The following is a 25,177-nucleotide window of genomic DNA, read 5'->3' as shown; positions in this document are numbered from 1 at the left end:
CAAGAAGGCGGCGGCCACCAAGACCCAGACCGCCAAGACGTCCGCCGAGGACCCCCGCGACCCCCGCGAGACCCGCACCGCCCGGGCCGCCGGCGCCGCCAAGGCCGCCGTCCAGTCGGTGCGCTCGGTCAAGGCCGCCAAGCGCGAGGCCGCCCGCCCGCCGCTGCTGCGCACCACCGACCGCCTCGTCCTGCCGCAGCACCCGGCCCTGCACATCCCCGACACCAAGGTGGTCCTCTCCACCGCCTCGGTGTACCCGGCGAGCACCGCCGTCGCCTTCGAGCTGGCCGCCAAGCTCGGCTACGACGGGGTCGAGGTGATGGTCTGGAACGACCCGGTCAGCCAGGACGTCGACGCCCTGCGCCGGCTCTCCGACGCCCACCAGCTGCCGATCCTGGCCGTGCACGCGCCCTGCCTGCTGATCACCCAGCGGGTCTGGACGACCGACCCGTGGACCAAGCTGGTCCGGGCCCGGGCGGCGGCCGAGAAGCTCGGCGCGAGCGCCGTGGTCGTCCACCCGCCGTTCCGCTGGCAGCGCCAGTACGCCCGGGAGTTCGTGGCGGGCGTGAACCGGATGGCGGGCGAGACCGACGTCCGCTTCGCCGTCGAGAACATGTACCCGTGGCGCTACCGCGACCGCGAGGTGCTGGCCTACGCCCCCGGCTGGGACGTCACCGAGGAGGAGTACCGGCACTTCACCATCGACCTGTCGCACGTCGCCACCTCCCGGATCGACGCCTTCGGCATGGTCGAGCGGATGGGCGACCGGCTGGCGCACGTCCACCTCGCGGACGGCAGCGGCTCGGGCAAGGACGAACACCTGATCCCCGGCCGCGGCAAGCAGCCCTGCGCCGAGCTGCTGGAGCACCTGGCCCGCACCGGCTTCGACGGCCACGTCGTGCTGGAGGTCAACACCCGCCGCGCCGCCTCACCGGCCGAACGCGAGGCCGACCTGGCGGAGGCGCTGGCCTTCACCCGCTTGCACCTCGCCACCCCCTCGCACGTACGCTGACCGGTGGGCCCGGGCCGACGCGAACGGCCGGGCGGAGGGGGAGAGATGACGGACCATCGGGACTACCGCGAAGCCGCGGCGAGCTTCGGCGCGGTCGCCGCCGAGTACGACCGGGGCCGCCCCGGCTACCCCGGCGAGCTGTTCGACGAGGTCGAGCGGCTCTGGGGCCGGGGCCTCAAGGGCGCCAGGGTCCTGGACGTCGGCGCCGGCACCGGCATCGCCACCCGGCTGCTGGCCGCCCGGGGCGCGGAGGTCGTCGCGGTCGAGCCCAGCGGCGGCATGGCCGCCCAGTTCGCGGCCTCCTCGCCGACGCTGCCGCTGGTCCGCGGCACCGGCGACGACCTGCCCTTCCACGACGGCTCCGCCGACCTGATCACCTACGCCCAGGCCTTCCACTGGACCTACCCCGAGCGCTCCGTCCCCGAGGCGGTCCGGGTCCTGCGGCCCGGCGGCGCCCTCGCCGCCTGGTGGAACGTGCACGACGAGACCGTGCCGTGGGTCCGGGCCCGGGACGAGCGGATGGCCGCCGCCCTGCCGGACCGGTACCGCGGCTACGGCGGGATCGGCGGCCACACCGGCCACTTCGCCCCGGCCGGCCTCCGGGTCGAACGCGTGGTGCTGCGCTGGGTGCGGCAGGTCACCGTCGAGCACGTGCTCACCGACCTCACCTCCCGCTCCTACCTGGCCTCGCTCGGCCCCGGGGAGCGCGCCCCGATCCTCGCCGCCGAACGGGAGGCCATGCTCGCCGAGTTCCCGGACGGCGTCGTGGTCGAGCCGTTCGCCCTGGACCTCACCGTGGCCGTCAAACCGGGCTGACGCCGCCTGCCCGCATCGCGGACGGCCCGTCCGCCGGTCGGACGGCGGGCGTAGGCTCGGTACCTACAGCGGCCCCCGCACCCTCCCACCGGCGGGGCGCCGGCGAGAGCCCCGAAGGAGTGGAGCACAGTGCCCGAGCTGAGGTCCCGTACGGTCACCCACGGTCGCAACATGGCGGGCGCCCGCGCGCTCCTTCGGGCCGCCGGCGTAGCCCGCGAGGACTTCGGCAAGCCGATCATCGCGGTCGCCAACTCCTTCACCGAGTTCGTCCCCGGCCACACCCACCTGCAGCCGGTCGGCCGGATCGTCTCCGAGGCGATCAAGCGGGCGGGCGGCATCCCGCGCGAGTTCAACACCATCGCCGTCGACGACGGCATCGCGATGGGCCACGGCGGCATGCTCTACTCGCTGCCCTCGCGCGACCTGATCGCCGACTCCGTCGAGTACATGGTCAACGCGCACTGCGCCGACGCCCTGATCTGCATCTCCAACTGCGACAAGATCACCCCGGGCATGCTGATGGCCGCGCTGCGCCTGAACATCCCGACCGTCTTCGTCTCCGGCGGCCCGATGGAGGCCGGCAAGGCCACCCTGGTCGACGGCACCGTGCGCAAGCTCGACCTGGTCGACGCCATCTCGCAGGCCGTCAACGAGAACGTCTCCGACGAGGACATCGCGATCATCGAGGAGAACGCCTGCCCCACCTGCGGCTCGTGCTCCGGCATGTTCACCGCCAACTCGATGAACTGCCTCACCGAGGCGATCGGCCTCTCGCTGCCCGGCAACGGCTCCGTCCTCGCCACCCACACCGCCCGCAAGGCGTTGTACGAGAACGCCGGGCGGACGGTCGTCGAGATCGCGAACCGCTACTACGGCGGCGACGACGCCTCCGTGCTGCCCCGGGCGATCGCCACCCGGGCCGCCTTCGAGAACGCCATGGCCCTCGACATCGCCATGGGCGGCTCGACCAACACCATCCTGCACCTGCTCGCCGCCGCCCAGGAGGCCGAGCTGGACTTCGACCAGCGGGCCATCGACGCGATCTCCCGCAAGGTGCCCTGCCTGTCCAAGGTCGCGCCCAACGGCTCGTACTACATGGAGGACGTCCACCGGGCCGGCGGCATCCCCGCCATCCTCGGCGAGCTGTACCGCGGCGGGCTGCTCAACGAGGACGTCCACACGGTGCACGCCGACTCGCTCGCCGAGTGGCTCAAGACCTGGGACGTGCGCGGCGGTTCGGCCTCCGCCGAGGCCGTCGAACTGTGGCACGCCGCCCCCGGCTGCGTCCGCTCCGCCGAGGCCTTCTCCCAGTCCGAGCGCTGGGAGTCGCTGGACACCGACGCGGCCAGGGGCTGCATCCGCAGTGTCGAGCACGCCTACTCCGTCGAGGGCGGCCTCGCCGTGCTGTACGGCAACCTCGCCGAGGACGGCTGCATCGTGAAGACCGCCGGTGTCGACGAGTCGATCTGGACCTTCAGCGGCCCGGCCGTCGTGGTCGAGTCCCAGGAGGACGCGGTCGAGGCGATCCTCGCCAAGCGGGTCAAGGAGGGCGACGTCGTCGTCATCCGCTACGAGGGCCCCAAGGGCGGCCCGGGCATGCAGGAGATGCTCTACCCGACGTCCTTCCTCAAGGGCCGCGGCCTCGGCAAGGCCTGCGCGCTGGTCACCGACGGCCGCTTCTCCGGCGGCACCTCCGGCCTGTCCATCGGCCACGCCTCCCCGGAGGCCGCCTCCGGCGGCACCATCGCCCTGGTCGAGGACGGCGACACCATCGCCATCGACATCCCGGGCCGGACGATCTCCCTGGAGGTGCCGGACGACGTCCTCGCCGAGCGCCGCCGCGCGCTGGAGGCGGCGGGCGGCTACCGGCCGAGGAACCGCGACCGCCAGGTCAGCCAGGCGCTGCGCGCGTACGCGGCGATGGCCACCTCGGCCGACAAGGGCGCCGTCCGGGACGTCACCAAGCTCGGCTGAGCGGCCGAGTAGCAGCAGCAGCAGCGGAGGGGCCGTCCGGCCGCCCGGAAACCGGGTGGTCGGACGGCCCCTCCGGCGTTCCCGGGCACCCGGGTGATAATCGACGGTGTGAGCGAGCAGCCCCCCACCACCGCACCCGCGCCCGCCGGAGCCCCCGTGCCGGAGGCGATCCGCTTCTTCGGCACCACCTGGCTCGACCGGGACAACGGCTACTGGCTGCGCCGCGTCGGCGTGTCGGTCGGCTCGCTGGCCGCCGCGGCCGCCGCCGTGCTGGTGCTGCGCTTCGGCGTCGAGGGCGTCGCCCTCTCCGACAACGGCGGCTTCGTCAACGGGCTGCTGACCGCCGCCATCGTGGTCTGCTCGATGATGTGCGTGCGGCGCACCTGGAAGCTGCTCACCGAGGGCCGGGACCAGCTCACCGGCTGGATGGCCGAGGACAAGTCGCTCGGCGCGGTCTGGCTGATCGGCGGGGCCGGCAGCCTGCTCGCCTACTTCGCCCGCAGCCTGGTCGAGGCGCCCGGCGAGGCCGTCAAGCGCGCCGCCCACGAGCGGGCCGTCGCCCAGCACGTCAAGCGCCAGGCGGGCCGCAGCGGCCGGCCCGACGCCAAGGCGCCGGGCCGGGGCAAGCGGAAGAAGTAGCTCAGTACCGGCTGACGGTGCCGCACTCGCCGTCGCCGTTGCCGTCGCCGGGCTTCAGCTCCCGGCTGCGGTCGTACGGGTCCTCCTTCGGCCCGGTCGGACGGTCGCCGGGGGTGCGGTCGTCGAACTGGTCGAAGTGCGGGTGGTAGAAGCCGTCGTAGACGAAGCACTCCGCGTTGCCGAACTCGGACGTGCTGCCGTCCCCGAACGCCAGCTTCTTCGGGTTGACCTGGTAGCGGGCCGGGTCGTAGAAGCGGAAGTTCTCCACCCGGCGGATCACGGTCCGGGTGGTCCAGGTGTCACCGGAGACGTCGTCCACCGGCGTCACCAGGCCGACGGGCTTCGCCGTCGAGTCGCCGGGGGCGGCGGGCCCGCTCGGCTTGGGCTGGGCGGGTTGGGCGGGCTTGGAGGGCTTCGGCAGCTTGCCCGCCTCCTTGCCCGGGCGCAGCGCGTACACGTAGCTGTAGTCGGCGTGGACCAGGACGCCCTTGTCGCCGTCGCCCTCGAAGCTGATCCGGCCCTGGACCTTCACCACGTCGCCGACCGGGATCGCCTCGCGCGGGTCGAAGCGGCTGAACCAGTTGGTCGGGTCGTTCTCCTTGGACGGGCTGTCCAGCGCCGCCGCCGCGTGGTCGCGCTCCTCGCGGTCCAGCATGGCCAGGGCGGCCTCCGGCCGGCCGCCGGCGAGGGCCTTCGGGTCCAGGTTGGCGGCGATCAGGTAGTCCTTGACCAGCTGGAGCTGCGCCGCGACCTGGTCGGCGGAGAACACGCCGGTGGCCTTGGCCTCGGGCAGGACGAACGCCTCGGCGCCGTTCGGCCAGCCCTCGGCGGGGGAGCCGGCCCACGGGCGCGCCACGGTCGGCCGGTCCTCGGCGACCTTCGGCGGCGCGGTGGTCGGCTTGGCGGTCTCCGGCGCGACGGTCGGCACGGGGGCGGAGGCGTCCGGGGAACCTCCGTGGAACCAGTTGCGCAGCCCGTCCACGTTGAGCGCGGCGAGCAGCACGACGATCGTCAGCGCCACGAACAGCGGGGTCTGCCACCGCTGGGAGCGGACCGGCCTCGGGTTGCCCCACGCGTCGTAGGCCAGGGCCTTCGGCTTGCGGCCGAAGCGGCGCTTGGGCGCCGGGCCGTCGTTGACCGAGCGGCGGCCGCCCGGGTCGACCGGCGGGGTGTGCTTCCACCGGGCGGCGAGCATGCGGGTGCGCCCGGCCTGCTCCTTGACATTGGCGCCCTTGACGAACTCCTCGTCCAGGACGAGGTCTGCGAACGGGTCCTTCCCGCCCGCCTCGCGGCCCTCGTCGGGGCGCGGTTCCGGATCTTCGGCTATCGGCATCGCGCCAGTATGCCGACCGGGTGTGACGAACCGTCGACCGGGGCCGCACCGTGTGGTGAACCCGTGTGCGAGACGGTCGGATTCACCGGCCTTCGTCCGGAAACGCGACGTCAGGACCGGTGCCACACGCTCGGCCCGGGTCGCTCACCCCTTGCCGCGGGCCTGCTTCACCGACCCCACCACGCCGACCACGGCCAGCAGGACGGCGGCCGGCAGGAGCGACTCGAAGAACGCCCAGAGCAGACCCGCGTCGCTGAGGAGCCACTGCGCCAGGGCGTTCAGCACCAGCAGCCCGCCGGCCGCCGGGAGGCCCGCCTGCCACGGGTGCGCGTCCGCCCAGCGGCGCAGCCGCCGGTCGGCGGTGTCGCGGCGCAGCTGCCCGCCGAGCGTCCCGACCAGGAAGAAGAAGAACAGACCCCAGCCGGCCGGGCCGGCCAGGATGCTCAGCGACCAGTGCCCCGAGATCAGGTCGATCCCCAGGACGGTCGCCCCCACCACCGCACCGACTCCCGCGGCCGTCCGCCACGGGCCCACCGTCGCCGAGGCGACGGCGAGTTGCCGGTTCTCTCGTCGGGACATGTCGTCGTGTGCCATACCTCCACGGTGCGCCCGCCCGTTCCCCGGGGCCATAGGGGAAACCCCCGAGTTTCTCCCTAGGTGCACCGCTCGGTGGTTCACGGACCGGACGGTCCGGCGCGGGCCCCGGGCGCGGTGCGAGGATGGCCGCAGTACCGAGGCAAGGAGCGGACCATGGGCAGCAGCGCAGCACACGGGCAGAAGATCGCCTTCCTGGGCACCGGCAAGATCGGCGAGGCCCTGCTCTCCGGTCTGCTGCGGGCCGGCAAGGACCCGGCGGACGTGCTGGTGACCGCCCGCCGCCCGGAGCGGGCGGCCGAACTCGCCGCCCGGTACGGCGTGGTCGCCGTCCCCAACGCCGAGGCCGCCAAGCTCGCCGACACCCTGATCCTCGCGGTCAAGCCGCAGGACATGGGCACCCTGCTGGAGGAGCTGGCCCCGTACGTCAGCCCGGACCGGCTGGTGATCTCGGCCGCGGCCGGCGTCCCGACCGCCTGGTTCGAGGCGCGGCTGGCGGCCGGCACCCCGGTGGTGCGGGTCATGCCCAACACGCCCGTCCTGGTGGACGAGGGGATGAGCGTGATCTCCGGCGGCTCGCACGCGACCGAGGAGCACCTGGTGCGGGCCGAGGAGATCTTCAGCTCGGTCGGCAAGGCGCTGCGGCTGCCCGAGTCCCAGCAGGACGCGGCCACCGCGCTGTCCGGCTCCGGCCCGGCCTACTTCTACTTCCTGGTGGAGGCGATGACGGACGCCGGCATCCTGCTCGGCCTGCCCCGGCAGGTGGCGCACGACCTGATCGTGCAGTCCGCGATCGGCGCCTCGGTCATGCTGCGCGACTCCGGCGAGCACCCGGTGAAACTGCGCGAGGCGGTCACCTCCCCGGCCGGCACCACCATCGCGGCCATCCGCGAGCTGGAGAACCACGGGGTGCGGGCCGCGCTGCTGGGCGCCCTGGAGGCGGCCCGGGACCGCTCCCGGGAGCTGGCCTCCGGCGGGAAGTGAGCACTGCGCGACCCCTCCCGCAAACCCGGCGCACCCCCTACGCTCTCGGCCTACATCGTCGTACCGGCCAGTAGCGAGGTCCCGCATGAGTGCCGCGCCATCCGAGCAGCCCGTCCCCTCCTCGACGGCGCCCGGCCTGCGCGCCGGGCGGGCGGCGCTGGCCGTCGGCTTCGTGCTCCAGGGCACCGTCTTCGCCCTGCTGGTTACCAGCATCCCGGAGATCCAGCGCCGGTACGGGCTGAGCGACGGGCTGCTGCCGGCCTTCCTGGCGGCGGTGCCGATCCTGGCCGGGGCCGGCTCGCTGGCCTCCGAGCAGGTGGTGAAGCGGATCGGCGCCCGCGCGGTGCTGCGGGTGGTGCAGCCCGGCGTCTGCCTGAGCCTCGCGGCCGCCGGGCTCGGTGACGCGCTGTGGCAACTCGCCCTCGCCCTGGGCGCGTTCGGGCTGCTGGTGGGCGCCCTGGACGCCAGCATGAACATGCTCGGGGTGGGCCTGCAGCACCGCTACGGCCGCTCGATCATGATCGGCTTCCACGCCGCGTTCAGCCTGGGCGGCATCCTCGGAGCGGCGATCGCCGGCCTCGGCTCGCACGACGACGTCGGCCTGCCGGTGCTGTTCGGCACCGCCGCCGCGGTGGTCGCCCCGCTCGCGGTGCTGACCGGCAGGTACTTCGCCGGCCCGGCCGAGCTCGGCGACGCCGTCCGGGAGGCCGCCGAGGCCGCCGCCCGGTCCATCCCCTGGCGGCCGCTGCTGCCGCTGTGCCTGGCGATGGCCTTCGCGTACATCGCGGACGCCTCGGTCTCCAACTACAGCGTCAAGTACCTCACCGACGGCCTCGGCAGCCGCGACGACCTCGCCAAACTCTCCTACCTCGGCTACATGGTGGCGATGCTGCTCGGCCGGGCCCTGGGCGACCGCGCGGTGCAGCGCTTCGGCGCCGTGCCGGTGGTCCGGGCCGGCGCCGCGCTGGCCGCGCTCGGCTTCGCGTTGGCCGCCGTCGCGCCCGCGCCCTGGGCCGGCATCGCCGCCTTCACCGTGCTGGGCTTCGGCATCTGCGCGATCATCCCGCAGGTCTTCGCGGCCGGCGGCCGGCTCTTCCCGGCCGACTCGGACGCCGCGGTGGCCCGGCTCAACCTGTTCAACTACGTGGGTTTCCTGGTGGGTTCGCCGCTGGTCGGCGCGGTCGCGGACGCCAGCTCGTACCGCTGGGCGCTGCTCGCCCCGATGCTGCTGGTGCTCGCCGTCCTGCCGCTCGCCGACCGCTTCGCCCCGGCCCCCGCCAACGCGGCACTGGCGGAGGCCGGCTGACCGGCTGACCGGCGCCACCGCCCCCGCCGGCCGCGGCCCTGACAACCTGGCGGCCACCGCCACCCACTACGGTGGAGGCCATGCCCGAAGCCGAGCGTGACCTGCCCTGCGGCCTGCACCTGTTCTGGGACGAGGCCGTCACCGCCTACGACTTCGGCCCCGGCCACCCGATGGACCCGACCCGGCTGGCGCTCACCATGCGCCTGGTCGAGGCCCTGGGGCTGACCGCCGGGCCCGGGGTGACGCTGCGCTCCGCGCCCGCCGCCGGGGACTCCACCCTGCGGCTGGTGCACACCCGCGCGTACGTCGAGGCGGTCCGGCACGCCGCCGCCCATCCCGAGGAGTCCGACCCCGCGCACGGGCTCGGCACCGACGACAACTGGTCGTTCCCGGCCGTCCATTCGTCCGCCGCGCTGATCGCCGGCCAGTCCGTGGCCGCGGCCGAGGCGGTCTGGCGCGGCGAGACCCAGCACGCCGTCAACTTCGCCGGCGGGCTGCACCACGCGATGCCCGGCAAGGCCTCCGGCTTCTGCGTCTACAACGACCCGGCCATCGCCATCGCCCGGCTGCTCGAACTCGGCGCCGAGCGCGTCGCCTACGTCGACGTGGACGTCCACCACGGCGACGGCGTCCAGGAGGCGTTCTGGAACGACCCCCGGGTGCTGACGGTCTCGCTGCACGAGCACCCGGCCACGCTGTTCCCGCAGACCGGCTGGCCCACCGAGACCGGCGGCCCGGACGCCCCCGGCTCCGCCGCCAACCTGCCGCTGCCCGCCGGCACCGGCGACGCCGGCTGGCTGCGCGCCTTCCACGCGCTGGTGCCCGAACTGATCGGCGCGTTCCGGCCGCAGGTCCTGGTCACCCAGCACGGCGCCGACACCCACCTGGAGGACCCGCTCGCCCACCTCGCCGTCACCGTGGACGCCCAGCGGCTGATCGCCGAGGAGCTGCACGGCCTCGCCCACGAGCACGCCGGCGGCCGCTGGGTGGCCACCGGCGGGGGCGGATACGCGGTGGTCGACGTCGTCCCGCGCACCTGGACCCACCTGGTCGCCACCGCCGCCGGCCGGCCCGTCGACCCGGCCACCGAGACCCCGGAGGCCTGGCGCGCCGAGGTCCACCGCCGCACCCGCCGCCCCGCCCCGCTGCGGATGACCGACGGCGCGCGCCCGGTCTGGCACGACTTCGAGGCGGGTTACGACCCCGCCGACCGACTCGATCAGGCCATCCTCGCGGCCCGCCGAGCGGTGTTCCCGCACCACGGACTGTTGGCCTGAATCCGGCGTTTCACCCGTCCCGGAGCGCTCCACGCCCCTGCCGCGGGCGGGCCGTGCGTACGCCGACCGGTGCCATCCGCCGAGCGGCTACGTACTGCAACGGTCCTATCTCTCACCGTACGAGGACTGCACCTCCCCTCTTCCCACTGGTACCACCCATAACTACTCTGGGGATACACGTGTGCCGGTGGAGTCACCGGAGGGGAAGCCGGTGCCTTGCACACGGGTAAGGGTCGGGTGATGGTCATGAGTTCCGTCGAGCGCCCCCTGCAGGAAGTCGTCTTCCTGACCGTGGCGGAGGTCGCCGCGGTCATGCGGGTGTCCAAGATGACGGTGTACCGGCTGGTGCACAGCGGAGAGCTGCCGGCCATCCGGGTCGGACGCTCCTTCCGGGTGCCGCAGCAGGCGGTGCACGAGTACCTGAAGGAGTCCTACGTGCGGCTTGAGAGCGCGTAGGGCCCGGGTGGTCGGGCTCGGGTCCACAGCGGTGGTCCCGGGCCCGTTCGCCGCTGATTTCCCACGAGTTTCCCGGTCCGGGGGAGTGCGATTACGGCCCGGGCGTCGTGGACGGTAGGCTAGGCCCTCACGTCAGTCGTATGGACTCCGTCTCTCACGGGCGAGAGTCTCAGTGAGCGAGGGTTGTTCCGTGGGCTCTGTCATCAAGAAGCGTCGCAAGCGTATGGCCAAGAAGAAGCACCGCAAGCTTCTGAAGAGGACCAGGGTCCAGCGTCGCAACAAGAAGTAACGCCTGAGCCTGCGCCTCCCCGCCTCTGCGGGGGTGATCCGCGCACACGCGTACAGCGGCGCAGGAAGAAATAGTGCCCCCGCCCTCGCGGGGTTCAGGCGTTTCACCGCCCGCCCAGGCCTTCGTGGCCTGGGCGGGCGGTGTCGTTTCACGGCCCGCCCCGGTGGCGCGGTACGGTGCACGCGGACCGCTCGGTCGAGTGAAATGGGGTGCAGCACCGTGGGTGTGGTCGTGCTCGTCACCGGCGTGGCACGCCATCTGGGTGCCCGCTTCGTCGCCGAGCTCCGCCGCCGTCCGGGCGTGGACCTGGTCGTCGGCGTGGACGTGCAGCCGCCGAAGCGGCCCGCCGGGGAGCCGGCCGGCCCGGCCGGCCCGCTCGCCCCGTACCGCTTCCACCAGCTCGACCTGCGCCGCCCGGCCGTCGCCCGGGTGATCGCCGAGCACCGGGTCGACACCGTCATCCACCTCAGCGTCAGCGCCACCGGCCTCGGCTCCACCCACCGCTCCGCGGTGAAGGAGTCCAACGTCATCGGCACCATGCAGCTGCTCGGCGCCTGCCAGAAGGCGCCCGGGGTGCGCCGGCTGGTGGTGAAGTCGACCACCGGGGTGTACGGCTCCGCGCCCCGCGACCCGGCGGTCTTCAGCGAGCGGATGCAGCCCAAGGACCAGCCCGGCGGCGGCTTCGCCAAGGACGCGTCCGAGGTCGAGGGCTACGTGCGCGGCTTCGCCCGGCGCCGTCCGGACGTCGCGGTGACGGTGCTGCGCTTCGCCAACATCGTCGGCCCGCAGGCCGACACCCCGCTCAGTGAGTACTTCGCGCTGCCCGTCCTGCCGACCGTCCTCGGCTACGACCCGCGGCTGCAGTTCGTGCACGAGGACGACGCCGTCGCCGTCCTCTGCCGCGCCGCCGCCGAGCCCGAGCCGGGCACCGCCAACACGGGGACGTTCAACGTGGCCGGCGAGGGCGTACTGCTGCTGTCCCAGTGCGCCCGCCGGCTCGGCCGCCCCACCCTGCCGCTGCTGCTGCCCGCCGTCAGCTGGATCGCCGGCCTGGCCCGGCAGACCCGGCTGGTGGACGTCTCCCCCGAGCAGCTGCGGCTGCTCACCCACGGGCGGGTGGTGGACACCACGCGGCTGCGGGAGACCTTCGGCTACCGCCCGGCGTTCAGCACCCCGGAGGCCTTCGCGGACTTCGCCGCCGCGCAGGGCCCCGGTCTGCTGCCGCCCGAGCGGCTGGCCGCCGCCACCGACCGGCTGGCCGGCCTGCTCGGCCCGGACCGGGCCGCCGTCACCCCCGCCGTCACCCCCGCCGTACCGAACCGCCCCCGCCGCCCGAGGAGCTGAACCCGCGATGAGTGCCGCCGCCGAGAACGCGCCGGGCGAGGCCAAGGTCATCCCGATCGAGTCCGCGCCGAGCTGGAACGAGCCGGACGGCCCCACGCTGCCCGACCGGCTCGCCGGGGCGGTCGGCGGGGCGCTGTCCGGGCAGCTCGGCCCGGCGGCCACCAAGCTGTTCGGCAAGGGCTGGGAGGGCCGGGCCACCGAGCGGCTGGCGTTCCTGCGCCGCCGGCTCACCGGCGACTACGAGGTCGACGAGTTCGGCTTCGACCGGGAGCTGACCGAGGAGGTGCTGCTCTCGTTGCTGCGCCCGCTGGCCGAGAAGTACTTCCGGATCGACGTCCAGGGCGTCGAGAACATCCCGGCCGAGGGCGGCGCGCTGATCGTCGCCAACCACTCCGGCACGCTCCCGCTGGACGCCCTGATGACCCAGGTGGTCATCCACGACCACCACCCGCACCGCCGGCACCTGCGGATGCTCGCCGCCGACCTGGTCTTCGTGCTGCCGGGGGTCAACGAGCTGGCCCGCAAGGCCGGCCACACCCTGGCGTGCAACGAGGACGCCCAGGCGCTGCTGGAGCGCGGTGAGATCGTCGGGGTCTGGCCGGAGGGCTTCAAGGGCATCGGCAAGCCCTTCGCCGAGCGCTACAAGCTGCAGCGCTTCGGGCGCGGCGGCTTCGTCTCCTCGGCGCTGCGGGCGAAGGTGCCGATCGTGCCCTGCTCGATCGTCGGGGCGGAGGAGACGTACCCGATGATCGGGAACGTGAAGACGTTGGCCCGGCTGCTGGGCCTGCCGTACGTGCCGATCACGCCGACCTTCCCGTGGCTGGGGCCGCTCGGGGTGCTGCCGCTGCCGACCAAGTGGACGATCCGGTTCGGCGAACCGATCGCCACCGACGGCTACCCGGCGGAGGCGGCGGACGATCCGATGCTGGTCTTCGACCTGGCCGACGAGGTCCGGGAGACCATCCAGCGCACCCTCTACGAGCTGCTGGTGCAGCGGCGTTCGGTGTTCTTCTGATCGGCGCTCTTCTGATCGGTGTTCCTCTGATCGGGAACCTCGCGGGGCCCCGGCGGAACCAGCTCCGCCGGGGCCCCGCGAGGTGTCGCTCAGCTGCCGCCGAGGATGCGCAGCCCGGGCAGCAGCCCCGGGATCAGCGGCGGCACGTCGACGCCCTGCTGCGGGGCGCCGCCCGCCGCGCTGGGCGTGCCGGGGGCCTGCGGGGCCTGCGGCGGGGCGGCGTCGGCGCTCGGCGAGGGCTTGGCGGCGGTGAGCCCGCCGGTGAGGTCGCCGACCAGGCCGTTGACGGCGTCCGCGCCGTTGCTGGGCACGGCGCTCGGCAGGCCGCCGCCCTTGGCGCCGGTGCCGGGCAGGACGAGGCCGGAGCCGGCCGGGCTGCGGTCGGTGTCGCCGGGGCGAGCCGCCCCGCCCGTGCCGGTGCTGCCGCCCTGGGGCTGGTCGGCGCCGGGCGCGGTGCCGGTGCCGCCCGCCGGGGTGTCGCCGGGGGCACTGTCGGTGGCCTGGCCGGACTGTCCGCCGCCCGCTCCGGTGCCGGCCGGTGCGCCGCTCTTCGCGGCGGGCTGGGCCAGGCGCAGGGGCGCGACGTCCTCGCTTATGTCGTCGAAGAGCTGGTTCACCAGGTGGGCCTGCTGGGTGAGTTGGACGGGCAGCTTGCCCTCCAGCTCGGTCCAGCTGCCGTCCTCGTCCTGGGCGAAGCCGGCCAGCGCGCGCATCGGGTCGAGCGAGCCGTTGCTGCGGTAGACCGAGCGCAGCAGCTCGCGGCCCTTGAGGGCGTCGGCGTGCATGTCGTCCAGGGCGCGGCGGACCCGGTCGACGGTGCCCGGGCTGAGCGCGCCGGCCGGATCGGTGCGGCCGACCAGCGTCCTGGCCTCGCCGAGCCGGGTGGCGGCGTTGTCGAGCAGCAGCTGCCCGCGCTCGGAGTCGGAGTCCGCGAGGTCGAGCCGGAGCCCCTCCAGTCCGCGCTTCATGCCGTAGAGCGTGTCCCCCGGGAGGGCGTTGGAGCTGGCGGCGGCGGCGCCGGCCAGGCTGCCCACGGCGAGTCCGGCGACCAGTCCGCCGATCGCGAACCGGCGGCTCCAACGGCCGCGCGGCGCGGTGCGGATCGCCCGGTGGCGCCGCTGGCGGGGCACCGTGGCGCCCGGTCCGCCGGCGAAGGCCTGCTCGAACGCGGCCATCAGCTGGGCGCGTTGGACCGTGCGGACCTCGCGGTCCAGCTCCGGCCCGGGCAGCGCTCCCAGCGCGTCGGCCACTGAGACCAGTTCGGCCACCGCGGTCGAGCCGGCGCCGGTGGCGGCGGTGTCGGCCGAGCCGGTGCCGTCCGCGTGGCGTTGCTCCGTCTGGTGGGCCTCCAGCGCCTCGGCGAAGGCCTTCGCCCGTCGGTGCTCCAGCACGTTTGCCGTCACGGGCCACACCTCCCTTCGTCGTTGTCGACACCCCGGCCTGCCGGACGGTTGCCTCGGCTGGCCAAAGCCACTCCATCGGGTGACAGGTCGCAATTCGGCTTGACCGTACGCCTGGTGGAGACTTGCACGCTGGCCAACGAGCGGTACGGGCGGTCGGTTACGCGTGGCTGATCATCGGATCGACCGTTCACCCGGACGTGTCGATCGGGCACGGATGGTGACGACCGGCCCGCTCCCCGCGCGGCTATCGCGCCTTCGGGCACCGCGGCCTCACCGCGCGTCGGGCGGCAGCAGGCGGGCCAGGGTGCGCACGGCGCGGTACTGGAGGGTCTTGATGGCACCCTCGTTCTTGCCCATGATCCGCGCCGTCTCGGCCACCGAAAGCCCTTGCAGGAAGCGGAGGGTGACGCACTCCTGCTGCTGCGGGTTGAGCCGGCGCACCGCGTCCAGCAGGGCGGCGTTGGAGAGCGACTCCAGCACCGAGTCCTCGGGGCTGCGCTCGCACTCGTTGGAGTCGAGCATCTCGCCGGTGGTGACCTCCAGCCGGAAGCGGCTGGACTTGAAGTGGTCGGCGACGAGGTTGCGGGCGATGGTGACCAGCCAGGCGCCGAAGTCCCGGCCCTGCCAGGTGAAGGTGCCGATCCGGCGCAGCGCGCGCAGGAAGGTCTCGCTGGTGAGGTCCTCGGCGGTGGCCCGGCTGCCGACCCGGTAGTAGATGTACCGGTAGACGGTGTCCGCGTAGTGGTCGTAGAGCCGGCCGAAGGCCTCGCTCTCGCCGTTCTGGGCGCGCTCGACCAGCTCCATGATCGGGTTGTGCTCGGTCTCGTAGCCGGGGCTGGGCGCCGTGCGGGAGCGGCTGCGGCCGATGCCGGTGGTGCCGGTGCGGCCGCGCGAGCCGGTGCCGGTCGAGCCGGCCGCGGTGGTGCGCAGCAGCGTTCCGGGGCCGTGCTCGGGGCCGTACGGCTGGCCGAACGGCGCCCCGGCGGGCACGAGTTGGGGCGTGGCGGCGGCGAGCTGGCTGCGCAGCAGGTTGCGCAGCAGGTCCAGGCCGGTGGCGATCTGCCGCTCGGCCGGGCGGGCGCGGAGGCCGGTGCGGGGGCGCAGGGGCACGGACGACGGGCGGGAGGGTGCAGGCGCGTCGTTCCGGACGGGTGGGTACACGGGACTCCCAGAGGCAGAACTGTGGACGGATCACCTCCGCCTGCGCGGAGAGCACGCCGCGTGCCGCCCGTTCGAGCGGGGCGGGTGGGTGACGTGCATCCAGGAGAGAATAACGCTTTGTGCAATGACAGCTACACCGTGTGGTCGAAGTGGTCGTTTGAGATCCGTTTGATGTGCATATTCGGCCGACACTGACCGGAGATGTCAGCCTTCATCCGGCTCAACGTGACCGAATGGGCGCCCAGGGTGACCAATTCGAGGGCGTGGCGGGCGGTTTCCCAGCCTCGGCGGTCGGCAATCCCCGACTTTCCCGGCTCGACGAACGATCAGATCCGGTCACCGGACGTCAGGTTCGCACAGCGCGGCGGGAAATGCCTGGTGGGAGCGGGAGTTCGCCCGTACGAGGGGGCGGATCGAGGCCCCGGTTGACGTCGGAATCACCCGCCAGGGGGAGCGGCGGGGAAGCGTCGGGGGAACGGTGGGTGAACGGCGGCCGGAGCGGGTCGCCGCCCCCGCGGCGGGAGTTCGGGCGTGGCGGGAGCTCAGGCGTGGCGGGGGTTCAGGCGCGGCGGTGCCGGCGCTGCAGCGCGACCGCGGCCGCCGTCGCCCCGGCGAGCACCCCGAGCGCGGCCGCCGCCGGCAGCCCGACCCGGGCCGCCTTGCGCCCGGTGCGGAAGTCCCGCACCCGCCAGCCCTGGGCCCGCGCGTGCCGGCGCAGCGCGCCGTCCGGGTTCACCACGTACGGGTGGCCGACCAGCGAGAGCATCGGGATGTCGTTGGCCGAGTCGCTGTACGCGGCGCAGCGGTCGAGGTCGAGGCGTTCGCGCCGGGCGAGCGCGCCGACCGCGGCCGCCTTGGCCGGGCCGTGCAGCAGGTCGCCGACCAGCCGGCCGGTGTAGTGGCCGTCCCGGGCCTCGGCGACGGTGCCGAGCGCGCCGGTCATGCCGAGGCGGCGGGCGATGATCCGGGCCACCTCCAGCGGGGCCGCGGTGACCAGCCAGACCCGCTGGCCGGCGTCCAGGTGCATCTGGACCAGGGCGCGGGTGCCGGGCCAGATCTTGTCGGCGACGACGTGCTCGAAGACCTCCTCGCAGATCGCCTCCAGGTCGGCGGTGCGCTTTCCGGCGACGATGCCGAGGGCGGTGTTGCGGGCGTCCGAGATGTGGTCCGGGTCCTCGGTGCCGTGCACCCGGAACACCGCCTGCTGCCAGGCGAAGCGGGCGATGTCGCGGCGGGTGAGGAAGCCGTGCCGGTAGAGGCCGACGCCGAGGTAGAAGATCGCGGCGCCGCGCAGGATGGTGTTGTCGCAGTCGAAGAAGGCGGCGGCGTGCGGGTCGTCCCGGTCCGGGGTGTGGTTGCCGGCGGGGGCCTTGGGCGTGCGGCCGGTGCCGGTCTTCCCGGTGGCGGGGGCGGCGGCGGGCTCCGGAGCGGCCCGCAGCGCGGCCTCCGCCGCCTCCGCGGCGGCTTCGCCCGCCAGGGCGCTCCGCTCGCTGCTGGAACGCTTTGCCTGGGTGAGCCTTCGGAGCACGGCCATGTCACCGAGCATAGCCAGCCGGGAGGGCGGAGACCGTGACGAAGGCGTGCCCTCGGGGTGAACGGCTCCCGGGTGGGGGCCGACCGGGCTCCGGGGCGCAGAATGTCCCGGTGAGCCCACTGCTGCGACGCAAGAGTCCGAAGCCCGCGGACCGTACCGTGACGATGCTCGGCAAGCCCGGCTGCCACCTGTGCGACGACGCGCGCGAGGTGCTGCTGCGGGTGACCGGCGAGCTGGGCGCGGCCTTCGAGGAGAAGGACGTCACCCAGGACGAGGAGCTGTTCCGGCGCTACGGCGAGCAGATCCCGGTCACCCTGATCGACGGCCGCCAGCACGACTTCTGGCGGGTCGACGAGGCCCGCCTGCGCAAGGCCCTCGGCGCCTGACGGAAGCCCGTACGGCCGCCGCCGCCCCCGCCGGTCGGCGGGGGCGGTTCGCCGAATCGTTGCCGAAGACACTCCGTTCGGGCTTGGTTCGGGGCGCCACGGTCGGCTTACGATCGAACGCGTTTGCGCCCGTGGGGGGCTGAGCACACGAGGAGTGCCGCCATGCTTCCCCGCCCGACCCCCGCGCCGCCCGAAGCCCCGTCCGCGGGCCGGGGTTTCGCCGTGGTGGACGTGGAGGCGACCGGCCGCAGCCCGTGGCGGCACCGGATGGTCGAGGTCGCGGTGGTGCTGCTGGACGAGCGGCTGTGCCCCGAGGGGGAGTTCGCCACCCTGCTGGACCCGCTCGGCCCGGTCGGCCCGACCCATGTGCACCGGATACGGCAGGCCGACGTCGAGGGCGCCCCGCGCTTCCGCGAGATCGCGCCCCGGCTGCTGGAGCTGCTGGCCGGCCGGGTGCTGGTGGGCCACCACGTGACCTGCGACCACGGCTTCCTGGAGCGCGAGTTCGCCCGGATCGGGGTGCCGCTGCCGCCCGTCCCGCTGCTGTGCACGATGGAGCTGGCCCGCGCCCACCTGCCGCAGGCCCGCAGCCACGGCCTGGCGGCCTGCGTGGAGGCGGCGGGTCTGGGCTGGTACCCGGCGCACACCGCGCTGGGGGACGCCCGGGTGACGGCGGAACTGCTGCGGCACTGCGTCGGCGCCCCGTCCTGCCCGCCGGACGACTGGGCGGGCCCGCTGCGCGAGGCGGCCGGGGTGCCCTGGCCCCGGCTGGGCCGGGCCCGCTCCCGCCCGTCCGGGGCGGCCGTGCCGCTGCTGCGCCGGGAGGCGCCGTACGGGCCGTGGCTGCCGGGTGCCCAGGCCCCGGCGGTGGTGCTGACGCAGTGCGGTGCTATGGGCTCCACGGCGTGATGCGTGTCACTGTGCGGGGACAAATCGGACACCATCTTTGTGCACACGTTCACAAACGCATAGCCTGGCTGCCAAAGCCCAGCTTCACCCACAGGAGCACCGTGGCAATCGGCCGATCACCACAGAGCAGTTCGCAGGCGCCCGACCAGGGTGCCGCGCGCCGACCCTCGCGTGCCCGGGGTATCCCGGAGGCGACCGTCGCGCGCCTGCCCCTCTACCTGCGGGCGCTCACCGCGCTCTCCGAGCGCTCGGTGCCGACCGTCTCCTCCGAGGAGCTGGCCGCCGCGGCCGGCGTGAACTCGGCCAAGCTGCGCAAGGACTTCTCCTACCTCGGCTCCTACGGCACCCGAGGCGTCGGCTACGACGTCGAGTACCTGGTCTACCAGATCTCCCGCGAGCTGGGCCTCACCCAGGACTGGCCGGTCGTCATCGTCGGCATCGGGAACCTCGGCCACGCGCTCGCCAACTACGGCGGCTTCGCCTCCCGCGGCTTCCGGGTCGCCGCCCTGTTGGACGCCGACCCGAACGTGGTCGGTTCCACCGCGGCCGGCCTGCCGGTGCGGCACATGGACGAGCTGGAGTCGATCGTCGAGAGCCAGCACGTCTCCATCGGCGTGATCACCACCCCGCCCGGCGCCGCCCAGCAGGTCTGCGACCGGCTGGTGGAGGCCGGCGTCACCAGCATCCTGAACTTCGCCCCGACCGTGCTGACCGTCCCGGACGGCGTGGACGTGCGCAAGGTGGACCTCTCCATCGAGCTGCAGATCCTCGCCTTCCACGAGCAGCGCAAGGCCGGCGAGGAGCCGGACCGCACCGAGTCGGTGCTGGACCGCGCCCCCGGCCCGGTCCGGGCGGCCGCCGCCAAGCTGCGCCGCGCGGCCGGCGGCAACGGCAAGGGCCGCGGCACCGCCGAGGCGGTGGCCAAGGACCAGGCCGAGCAGGGCAAGGGCAAGCCCGCCAAGGGCGGCGATGGGGACCTCTCCGCGGTGATGCCCGCATGAACACGAACACCTGTGGGGGGCGGGCATGAGTCTTCTCGTCGTCGGACTGAGCCACCGGACGGCACCGGTGGGCGTGCTGGAGCGCGCCGCGCTCACCGGTGAGGTGCCGACCCGGCTGCTGCACGACGCGGCCTCGACCGCGACCGTCGCCGAGGCGGCGCTGCTCAACACCTGCAACCGGATCGAGCTGTACGCGGACGTCGACAAGTTCCACGCCGGCGTCGCCGAGCTGTCGCTGCTGCTGGCCCACCACAGCGGGGTGGACCTGGAGGAGCTGACCTCCCACCTGTACGTGCACTACGAGGACCGCGCCGTCCACCACCTGTTCTCGGTGGCCTGCGGCCTGGACTCGATGGTCGTCGGCGAGGGCCAGATCCTCGGCCAGCTGCGCGACGCCCTGGCCAAGGCCCAGGAGGAGCACACCGCCGGGCGCGGCCTGAACGAGCTGTTCCAGCAGGCGCTGCGGGTCGGCAAGCGGGCGCACAGCGAGACCGGCATCGACAAGGCCGGCCAGTCGCTGGTCACCTTCGGCCTGGAGCAGGTCGCGGCCGGCGCGGGCCCGATCGCGGGCAAGCGCGCGCTGGTGGTCGGCGCCGGCTCGATGAGCTCGCTGGCCGCCGCCACCCTGGTCCGCTCCGGTGTCACCGACCTGCTGATCGCCAACCGGACGGCGGCCCGCGCCGAGCGCCTGGTGGAGATCCTCGGCCCGGACGTGGCCCGCACCCTCGACCTCGCCAAGGTGCCCGAGGCCCTGGCCGACGTCGACCTGGTGATCTCCTGCACCGGCGCGGCCGGCGTGGTGGTCAAGGCCGAGGACGTGGCCGCCGCCGTCGCCCTGCGGACCTCCCCCGAGCCGCTCGCCCTGCTCGACCTCGCCATGCCGCGCGACGTCGACCACGCGGTGCACGAGCTCGACGGCGCCCTGCTCGTCGACCTGGAGAGCCTGTCCCACGCGCACGCCGCCACCCCCGGCGCCGGCGACGTCGATCAGGTCACCCGGATCGTCGCCGACGAGGTGACCGCCTTCGGCGCCGCCCAGCGCGCCGCCCGGATCGCGCCGACCGTGGTCGCGCTGCGGGCGATGGCCTCCGACGTGGTGGCCGCCGAGCTGGGCCGCCTGGAGTCCCGGCTGCCCGACCTGGACGAGCGCTCCCGCGCCGAGATCGGCCAGACCGTGCGCCGCGTCGTCGACAAGCTGCTGCACGCCCCGACCGTCCGGGTGAAGCAGCTGGCCGCCGAGCCCGGCGGCGCCTCCTACGCGGACGCCCTGCGCGAACTGTTCGACCTCGACCCGGCGGCCGTGCACGCCGTGTCGGGCACGCCAGTCGGCGGCCGGCCCCAGCCTTCCGGCGGGGGCACCAGATGAACCGTCAGCCATCCCACGAGTACCACCGGGACGATCACCTCATGAATGGTCAACCGCTCACCGAGCAGGCCCCGGGAGCCCGCGCCCTGCGGCTCGGCACCCGGCGCAGCGCGCTCGCCATGGCCCAGTCGGGCATGGTCGCCCGCGAGGTGACCAGGCTCACCGGCCGCCCCGTCGAGCTGGTCGAGATCACGACCTACGGCGACACCTCCCGGGAGGCGCTGGCACAGATCGGCGGCACCGGGGTCTTCGTCTCCGCGCTGCGCGAGGCGCTGCTGGCGGGTCGGATCGACTTCGCCGTGCACTCCCTCAAGGACCTGCCCACCGCCGCCCCCGAGGGCCTGGTGCTGGCCGCCGTCCCCGAGCGCGAGGACGTCCGGGACGCCCTGGTCGCGGCCGAGGGCCTGACCCTGGACGAGCTGGTGGAGAAGCTGGCGGGCGCCGGCCGCCACGCCCGGATCGGCACCGGCTCCCCGCGCCGGATGGCCCAGCTGAACGCCTGGGCCGCCGCCCGCGGCGACCGCCTGGAGACCGTCGCGATCCGCGGCAACGTGGACACCCGGATCGGCTACGTGGCCTCCGGCGAGCTGGACGCGGTGGTGCTGGCCACGGCCGGCCTGAACCGGCTCGGCCGCAGCGCCGAGATCTCCCAGCACCTCGACCCCGAGCTGATGATCCCGGCCCCCGGCCAGGGTGCGCTCGCCATCGAGTGCACCGCGGCGAACACGGAGCTGGCCGCCGCGCTCGCGGCCCTGGACCACGCCCCCACCCGGGTCGCCGTGGCCGCCGAGCGCGCCCTGCTGGCCGCCCTGGAGGCCGGTTGCTCGGCCCCGGTGGCCGCGCTGGCCGGCTGGGGCCCGGAGAACGAACTGCGGCTGGACGGTGTGGTCGGCAACCCCGACGGATCCGCCCTGCTGAAGATGTCCGCCAACGGTCCGATCGTCCTCGACGAGACCGCCGAGCAGCAGGCGCGGGCCCTCGGTCGCGCGCTGGCTGACCGGCTGCTCGCCGGGGGCGCGGCCACCCTGATGGGGGAGCGAGCCCGATGAGCGAGCGAAGCGAGCGAATCATGAAAATGTGCGCGTTTCGCGAAGAGACCGCCGAGCGCAGCGAGGTGGGCGCATGAGCCCCGCCGCCGCCACCGACGCCCTCTTCCCGGCCGGGCAGCCCGCCACCGGGCGGTGCACCTTCCTGGGCGCGGGCCCCGGGGACCCGGGCCTGCTGACCCTGCGTGCCGTCGAGGTGCTGGCCACCGCCGACGTCCTGGTCGCCGACCCGCTGACCGCCGTCGCCGTGCGCAGCCACTGCCCGTCCGGCGTCCAGGTGCACCACCCGTCCGCCGAGGGCGTCGACTTCGACCTGGCCAAGCTGGTCGCCGAGGCCGTCCGGTCCGGCAAGCACGTGGTCCGCACCGTCGACGGCGACCCCGGCCTGGACGGCTGCGCCGCCGAGGAGATGCTGAACTGCGCGAGCGACGGGATCGCCTTCGAGGTCGTCCCGGGCGTCGCCCAGTCGGTCGGCGTCCCCGCCTACGCGGGCGTGCCGCTGCGCGGCGCGGCCGGTGCCGACGTCCGCTTCGTCGAGGCCGCCGCGCTGCTGGCCGGCGGTCCGGTGGACCTGGGCGCGCCGGAGACCACCCTGGTGGTCCGCACCACCCTGGGCCAGCTGCCCGCCACCGCCAACGCGCTGGTCGCGGGCGGCCGTGCGGCGCACTCGGCGCTGAGCGCCACGCTCTCCGGCACCACGACCCGCCAGCGCACCTTCACCTCCACGCTGGCCGCGATCGCCGCCGACCTGAAGGCCGCCCGGGTGCTGCCCTCGCCGGTCTCGGCCCCGGTCGACCCGGCCACCGCGGTGATAGCCGTGGTGGGCGAGCAGGTCGCCCACCGCGCCTCGCACTCGTGGTTCGAGACCAAGCCGCTGTTCGGCTGGAACGTCCTGGTGCCGCGCACCAAGGAGCAGGCCCACGGCCTGTCCGAGCAGCTGCGCTCGTACGGCGCGGTGCCGCAGGAGGTGCCGACCATCGCGGTCGAGCCGCCGCGCACCCCGCAGCAGATGGAGCGGGCCATCAAGGGCCTGGTCACCGGTCGCTACGAGTGGATCGCCTTCACCTCGGTGAACGCCGTCCGCGCCGTCCGGGAGAAGTTCGAGGAGTACGGGCTGGACGCCCGCGCCTTCGCCGGGATCAAGGTCGCGGCGGTCGGCGAGACCACCGCGCAGGCCCTGGTGGACTTCGGCGTGAAGCCCGACCTGGTGCCCTCCGGCGAGCAGTCCGCGGCCGGCCTGCTGGAGGACTGGCCGCCGTACGACCCGGTCTTCGACCCGATCGACCGGGTGCTGCTGCCGCGCGCCGACATCGCCACCGAGACCCTGGTGGCCGGCCTGGTCGAGCTGGGCTGGGAGGTCGACGACGTGACGGCGTACCGGACGGTGCGCGCCTCGCCGCCGCCGGCCGAGACCCGCGAGGCGATCAAGGGCGGCGGCTTCGACGCGGTCCTGTTCACCTCGTCCTCGACGGTGCGCAACCTCGTCGGCATCGCCGGCAAGCCGCACAACGTCACGGTCATCGCCTGCATCGGCCCGGCCACCGCCAAGACCGCCGAGGAGCACGGCCTGCGGGTCGACGTGATGGCCCCCGCGCCGTCCGCGGCCGCGCTGGCCCAGGCCCTGGCGGACTTCGGCGCCAAGCGCCGAGACACCGCGACGGCCGCGGGCGAGCCGGTCTACCGGCCCAGCGAGCGCCGTCCGGGTTCGCGCCGCAAGGCCGCCCGCTGAGACAAGGCCGGGGGCGGCGCCCGCCGCCCCCGGCGCTGCACAACCGTTCGGAGAGAGAAGCCGTGTCCGCTGAATTCCCGTACGTTCGCCCCCGCCGGCTGCGCCAGAGCCCGGCGATGCGCCGCCTGGTCGCCGAGACCCGGCTGCACCCGGCGGAGCTGATCCTGCCGCTGTTCGTCCGCGAGGGCGTCCGCGAGCCGGTGCCGGTCACCTCGATGCCCGGGGTCGTCCAGCACACCCGGGACACCCTGCGCAAGGCCGTCGTGGAGGCGGCCGAGGCCGGCGTGGGCGGCGTGATGCTGTTCGGCGTCCCGCAGGTGCAGGACGCGACCGGCAGCGAGGGCACCAACCCGGACGGCATCCTGCAGCAGGCGATCCGGGACGTGGTCGCCGAGGTCGGCGACTCCGTGGTGATCATGTCCGACCTCTGCCTGGACGAGTACACCGACCACGGCCACTGCGGCGTGCTGGCCGCGGACGGCAGCGTGGACAACGACGCCACCCTGGAGCGCTACGCCGAGATGGCCCGGGTGCAGGCCGACGCGGGCGTCCACTTGGTCGGCCCGTCCGGCATGATGGACGGCCAGATCGCCGTGATCCGCAAGGCGCTGGACGAGTCCGGGCACCAGGACACCGGCATCCTCGCCTACACCGCCAAGTACGCCTCCGCGTTCTTCGGCCCGTTCCGGGAGGCGGTCGGCTCCTCGCTCAAGGGCGACCGCAAGGCCTACCAGCAGGACCCGGCGAACGCCCGCGAGGCGCTGCGCGAGCTGGAGCAGGACCTGGCCGAGGGCGCGGACATGGTGATGGTCAAGCCGGCCATGGCCTACCTGGACATCGTGCGCCAGATCGCCGACGCCTCCCCGGTGCCGGTCTCCGCGTACCAGGTGTCCGGCGAGTACGCGATGGTCGAGGCGGCGGCCGCGAACGGCTGGATCGACCGCGAGCGGATGATCATGGAGACGCTCACCTCGATCCGCCGGGCCGGCGCCGAGCAGATCCTGACGTACTGGGCGGTCGAGGCCGCGCGGATGCTCAAGTAGCGGTTGCTCGCCCGCTCGGGCGGGCAAGCGGAAGGCCGGGCCCCTCGCCAGCGCGAGGGGCCCGGCCTTCCGCCGTACCGGAGGTGCCTGCGGCTACTTCCAGCCGTTGACGTGGGCGAAGCCCTCGCCGCCGCCGACCAGGTGCTCGTCGTCGGCCGCGAAGCCGCCCATGCCGCCGGCGGCGGTGTGGGAGGTGTGGGCGATGCCCCAGCCCTCGGCGGCCGCGAACGGCTCGTCGGCGGCGGCGACGAACTGGCCGCCGCCCGCCAGGCCGACGTGGGCGAACGCCGGAGTGGCGACACCGGCGAGCGCCAGCGCCGCGGTGGCGGTCAGCGCGGCCTTGGCCAGCATGCTCTTCATGGAACTGCCCTCTCTCTCGGAGCGCCCGCACGAGCGCTCTTGACACGTGATCACACCCGGTCGTCCGGCCCCGGCGCCCACGCGCCGGCCGGGCGGCCGGTCACCCGGCCGGACCGCGCCCGTTCGGCGGCCCGGCCGGACGCCTCGTCACAAGCCCGGAGGGCCCGGGGAGACAGGTCTCCCCGGGCCCTCCGTCCGTG

The 25,177-nt window shown here is 74.3% G+C and carries 24 protein-coding genes; 18 read left to right on the top strand and 6 right to left on the bottom strand.

Annotated features, from left to right (window positions below; translation table 11 throughout):
* The first annotated feature begins 208 nt into the window (after window positions 1–208).
* The 4 genes from VM95_RS21190 (at window position 209) to VM95_RS21175 (ending at window position 4,441) form a co-directional block, all read left to right on the top strand.
* On the top strand, window positions 209–1,012 hold the full coding sequence (locus VM95_RS21190) for a sugar phosphate isomerase/epimerase family protein (protein ID WP_107073034.1): 804 nt from the start codon (window positions 209–211) through the stop codon (window positions 1,010–1,012).
* 45 nt (window positions 1,013–1,057) lie between these two features.
* Window positions 1,058–1,828 (top strand): class I SAM-dependent methyltransferase, encoded by a 771-nt coding sequence (locus VM95_RS21185; protein WP_045699211.1) that lies wholly within the window; start codon window positions 1,058–1,060, stop codon window positions 1,826–1,828.
* A gap of 129 nt (window positions 1,829–1,957) precedes the next feature.
* On the top strand, window positions 1,958–3,802 hold the full coding sequence (gene ilvD / locus VM95_RS21180) for a dihydroxy-acid dehydratase (protein WP_045699209.1): 1,845 nt from the start codon (window positions 1,958–1,960) through the stop codon (window positions 3,800–3,802).
* Window positions 3,803–3,910: 108 nt separating this feature from the next.
* The gene (locus tag VM95_RS21175; RefSeq protein WP_045699208.1) at window positions 3,911–4,441 is read left to right on the top strand and encodes a hypothetical protein; all 531 of its coding nucleotides are present in this window, start codon (window positions 3,911–3,913) and stop codon (window positions 4,439–4,441) included.
* 1 nt (window position 4,442) lies between these two features.
* Here VM95_RS21175 and VM95_RS21170 read toward each other — a convergent pair whose 3' ends face one another.
* Both VM95_RS21170 and VM95_RS21165 read right to left on the bottom strand, forming a co-directional pair.
* Window positions 4,443–5,774: an SCO2583/SCO2584 N-terminal domain-containing protein gene (locus VM95_RS21170; protein ID WP_052707479.1), complete on the bottom strand. Its 1,332-nt coding sequence runs from the start codon at window positions 5,772–5,774 to the stop codon at window positions 4,443–4,445.
* Between the two features lie 144 nt (window positions 5,775–5,918).
* Complete coding sequence (locus VM95_RS21165) at window positions 5,919–6,368, bottom strand: hypothetical protein (protein WP_157882159.1); 450 nt, start codon at window positions 6,366–6,368, stop codon at window positions 5,919–5,921.
* Window positions 6,369–6,524: 156 nt separating this feature from the next.
* Between VM95_RS21165 and proC the strand changes: the two genes are divergently transcribed.
* From proC to VM95_RS21135, 7 genes are all read left to right on the top strand, one after another.
* A complete protein-coding gene (gene proC, locus VM95_RS21160) occupies window positions 6,525–7,352 on the top strand; it encodes a pyrroline-5-carboxylate reductase (RefSeq protein WP_045699206.1) in 828 nt (275 codons plus the stop codon).
* A gap of 85 nt (window positions 7,353–7,437) precedes the next feature.
* A complete protein-coding gene (locus tag VM95_RS21155) occupies window positions 7,438–8,658 on the top strand; it encodes an MFS transporter (protein ID WP_045699205.1) in 1,221 nt (406 codons plus the stop codon).
* A gap of 80 nt (window positions 8,659–8,738) precedes the next feature.
* The gene (locus tag VM95_RS21150) at window positions 8,739–9,935 is read left to right on the top strand and encodes an acetoin utilization protein AcuC (RefSeq protein ID WP_045699204.1); all 1,197 of its coding nucleotides are present in this window, start codon (window positions 8,739–8,741) and stop codon (window positions 9,933–9,935) included.
* A 246-nt stretch (window positions 9,936–10,181) separates the two neighbouring features.
* A complete protein-coding gene (locus VM95_RS21145; protein ID WP_045699258.1) occupies window positions 10,182–10,391 on the top strand; it encodes a helix-turn-helix domain-containing protein in 210 nt (69 codons plus the stop codon).
* Between the two features lie 172 nt (window positions 10,392–10,563).
* Window positions 10,564–10,680: a 30S ribosomal protein bS22 gene (locus VM95_RS40500; protein WP_425311139.1), complete on the top strand. Its 117-nt coding sequence runs from the start codon at window positions 10,564–10,566 to the stop codon at window positions 10,678–10,680.
* Window positions 10,681–10,899: 219 nt separating this feature from the next.
* Window positions 10,900–12,024: an NAD-dependent epimerase/dehydratase family protein gene (locus VM95_RS21140; protein ID WP_045699256.1), complete on the top strand. Its 1,125-nt coding sequence runs from the start codon at window positions 10,900–10,902 to the stop codon at window positions 12,022–12,024.
* Between the two features lie 7 nt (window positions 12,025–12,031).
* The gene (locus tag VM95_RS21135) at window positions 12,032–13,039 is read left to right on the top strand and encodes a lysophospholipid acyltransferase family protein (protein WP_045699203.1); all 1,008 of its coding nucleotides are present in this window, start codon (window positions 12,032–12,034) and stop codon (window positions 13,037–13,039) included.
* Between the two features lie 89 nt (window positions 13,040–13,128).
* On the opposite strand, the gene VM95_RS21130 is transcribed toward VM95_RS21135, so the two are convergent.
* From VM95_RS21130 to VM95_RS21120, 3 genes are all read right to left on the bottom strand, one after another.
* Window positions 13,129–14,442 carry a DUF5667 domain-containing protein gene (locus tag VM95_RS21130; RefSeq protein ID WP_045699201.1) on the bottom strand — a complete coding sequence of 438 codons (1,314 nt, stop codon included), beginning with the start codon at window positions 14,440–14,442 and terminating at the stop codon, window positions 13,129–13,131.
* Window positions 14,443–14,712: 270 nt separating this feature from the next.
* The gene (locus VM95_RS43760) at window positions 14,713–15,546 is read right to left on the bottom strand and encodes an ECF subfamily RNA polymerase sigma factor, BldN family (protein ID WP_045699253.1); all 834 of its coding nucleotides are present in this window, start codon (window positions 15,544–15,546) and stop codon (window positions 14,713–14,715) included.
* Between the two features lie 616 nt (window positions 15,547–16,162).
* Window positions 16,163–17,137: an HAD family hydrolase gene (locus VM95_RS21120; protein ID WP_045699198.1), complete on the bottom strand. Its 975-nt coding sequence runs from the start codon at window positions 17,135–17,137 to the stop codon at window positions 16,163–16,165.
* 110 nt (window positions 17,138–17,247) lie between these two features.
* Here VM95_RS21120 and VM95_RS21115 point away from each other — a divergent pair, with 110 nt between their 5' ends.
* The 7 genes from VM95_RS21115 (at window position 17,248) to hemB (ending at window position 24,617) form a co-directional block, all read left to right on the top strand.
* Window positions 17,248–17,523 carry a glutaredoxin family protein gene (locus VM95_RS21115; RefSeq protein ID WP_045699196.1) on the top strand — a complete coding sequence of 92 codons (276 nt, stop codon included), beginning with the start codon at window positions 17,248–17,250 and terminating at the stop codon, window positions 17,521–17,523.
* 162 nt (window positions 17,524–17,685) lie between these two features.
* Window positions 17,686–18,432, top strand: coding sequence for a 3'-5' exonuclease (locus VM95_RS21110; RefSeq protein ID WP_045699193.1), 747 nt, complete (start codon window positions 17,686–17,688; stop codon window positions 18,430–18,432).
* A gap of 101 nt (window positions 18,433–18,533) precedes the next feature.
* Complete coding sequence (locus tag VM95_RS21105) at window positions 18,534–19,433, top strand: redox-sensing transcriptional repressor Rex (RefSeq protein ID WP_208615499.1); 900 nt, start codon at window positions 18,534–18,536, stop codon at window positions 19,431–19,433.
* A 25-nt stretch (window positions 19,434–19,458) separates the two neighbouring features.
* Window positions 19,459–20,799, top strand: coding sequence for a glutamyl-tRNA reductase (locus tag VM95_RS21100; RefSeq protein ID WP_045699191.1), 1,341 nt, complete (start codon window positions 19,459–19,461; stop codon window positions 20,797–20,799).
* 41 nt (window positions 20,800–20,840) lie between these two features.
* Window positions 20,841–21,848 (top strand): hydroxymethylbilane synthase, encoded by a 1,008-nt coding sequence (hemC, locus tag VM95_RS21095; RefSeq protein ID WP_045699189.1) that lies wholly within the window; start codon window positions 20,841–20,843, stop codon window positions 21,846–21,848.
* A 73-nt stretch (window positions 21,849–21,921) separates the two neighbouring features.
* A complete protein-coding gene (locus tag VM95_RS21090; protein WP_045699186.1) occupies window positions 21,922–23,574 on the top strand; it encodes a bifunctional uroporphyrinogen-III C-methyltransferase/uroporphyrinogen-III synthase in 1,653 nt (550 codons plus the stop codon).
* 62 nt (window positions 23,575–23,636) lie between these two features.
* Entirely contained in the window at window positions 23,637–24,617 is a 981-nt protein-coding gene (gene hemB / locus VM95_RS21085; RefSeq protein WP_045699184.1) for a porphobilinogen synthase, read from the top strand.
* A 93-nt stretch (window positions 24,618–24,710) separates the two neighbouring features.
* Here the strand turns inward: hemB and VM95_RS21080 are convergent, their stop codons facing one another.
* Window positions 24,711–24,977 (bottom strand): hypothetical protein, encoded by a 267-nt coding sequence (locus VM95_RS21080; protein WP_045699176.1) that lies wholly within the window; start codon window positions 24,975–24,977, stop codon window positions 24,711–24,713.
* Between the last annotated feature and the right edge of the window lie 200 nt (window positions 24,978–25,177).

Origin of the sequence: Streptomyces rubellomurinus (assembly GCF_000961885.1) — a bacterium.
Classification (GTDB): Bacteria; Actinomycetota; Actinomycetes; order Streptomycetales; family Streptomycetaceae; genus Kitasatospora; species Kitasatospora rubellomurina.
Note: the sequence above shows the minus strand (reverse complement) of the source record. Positions and strands in the feature narration are given on the sequence as shown.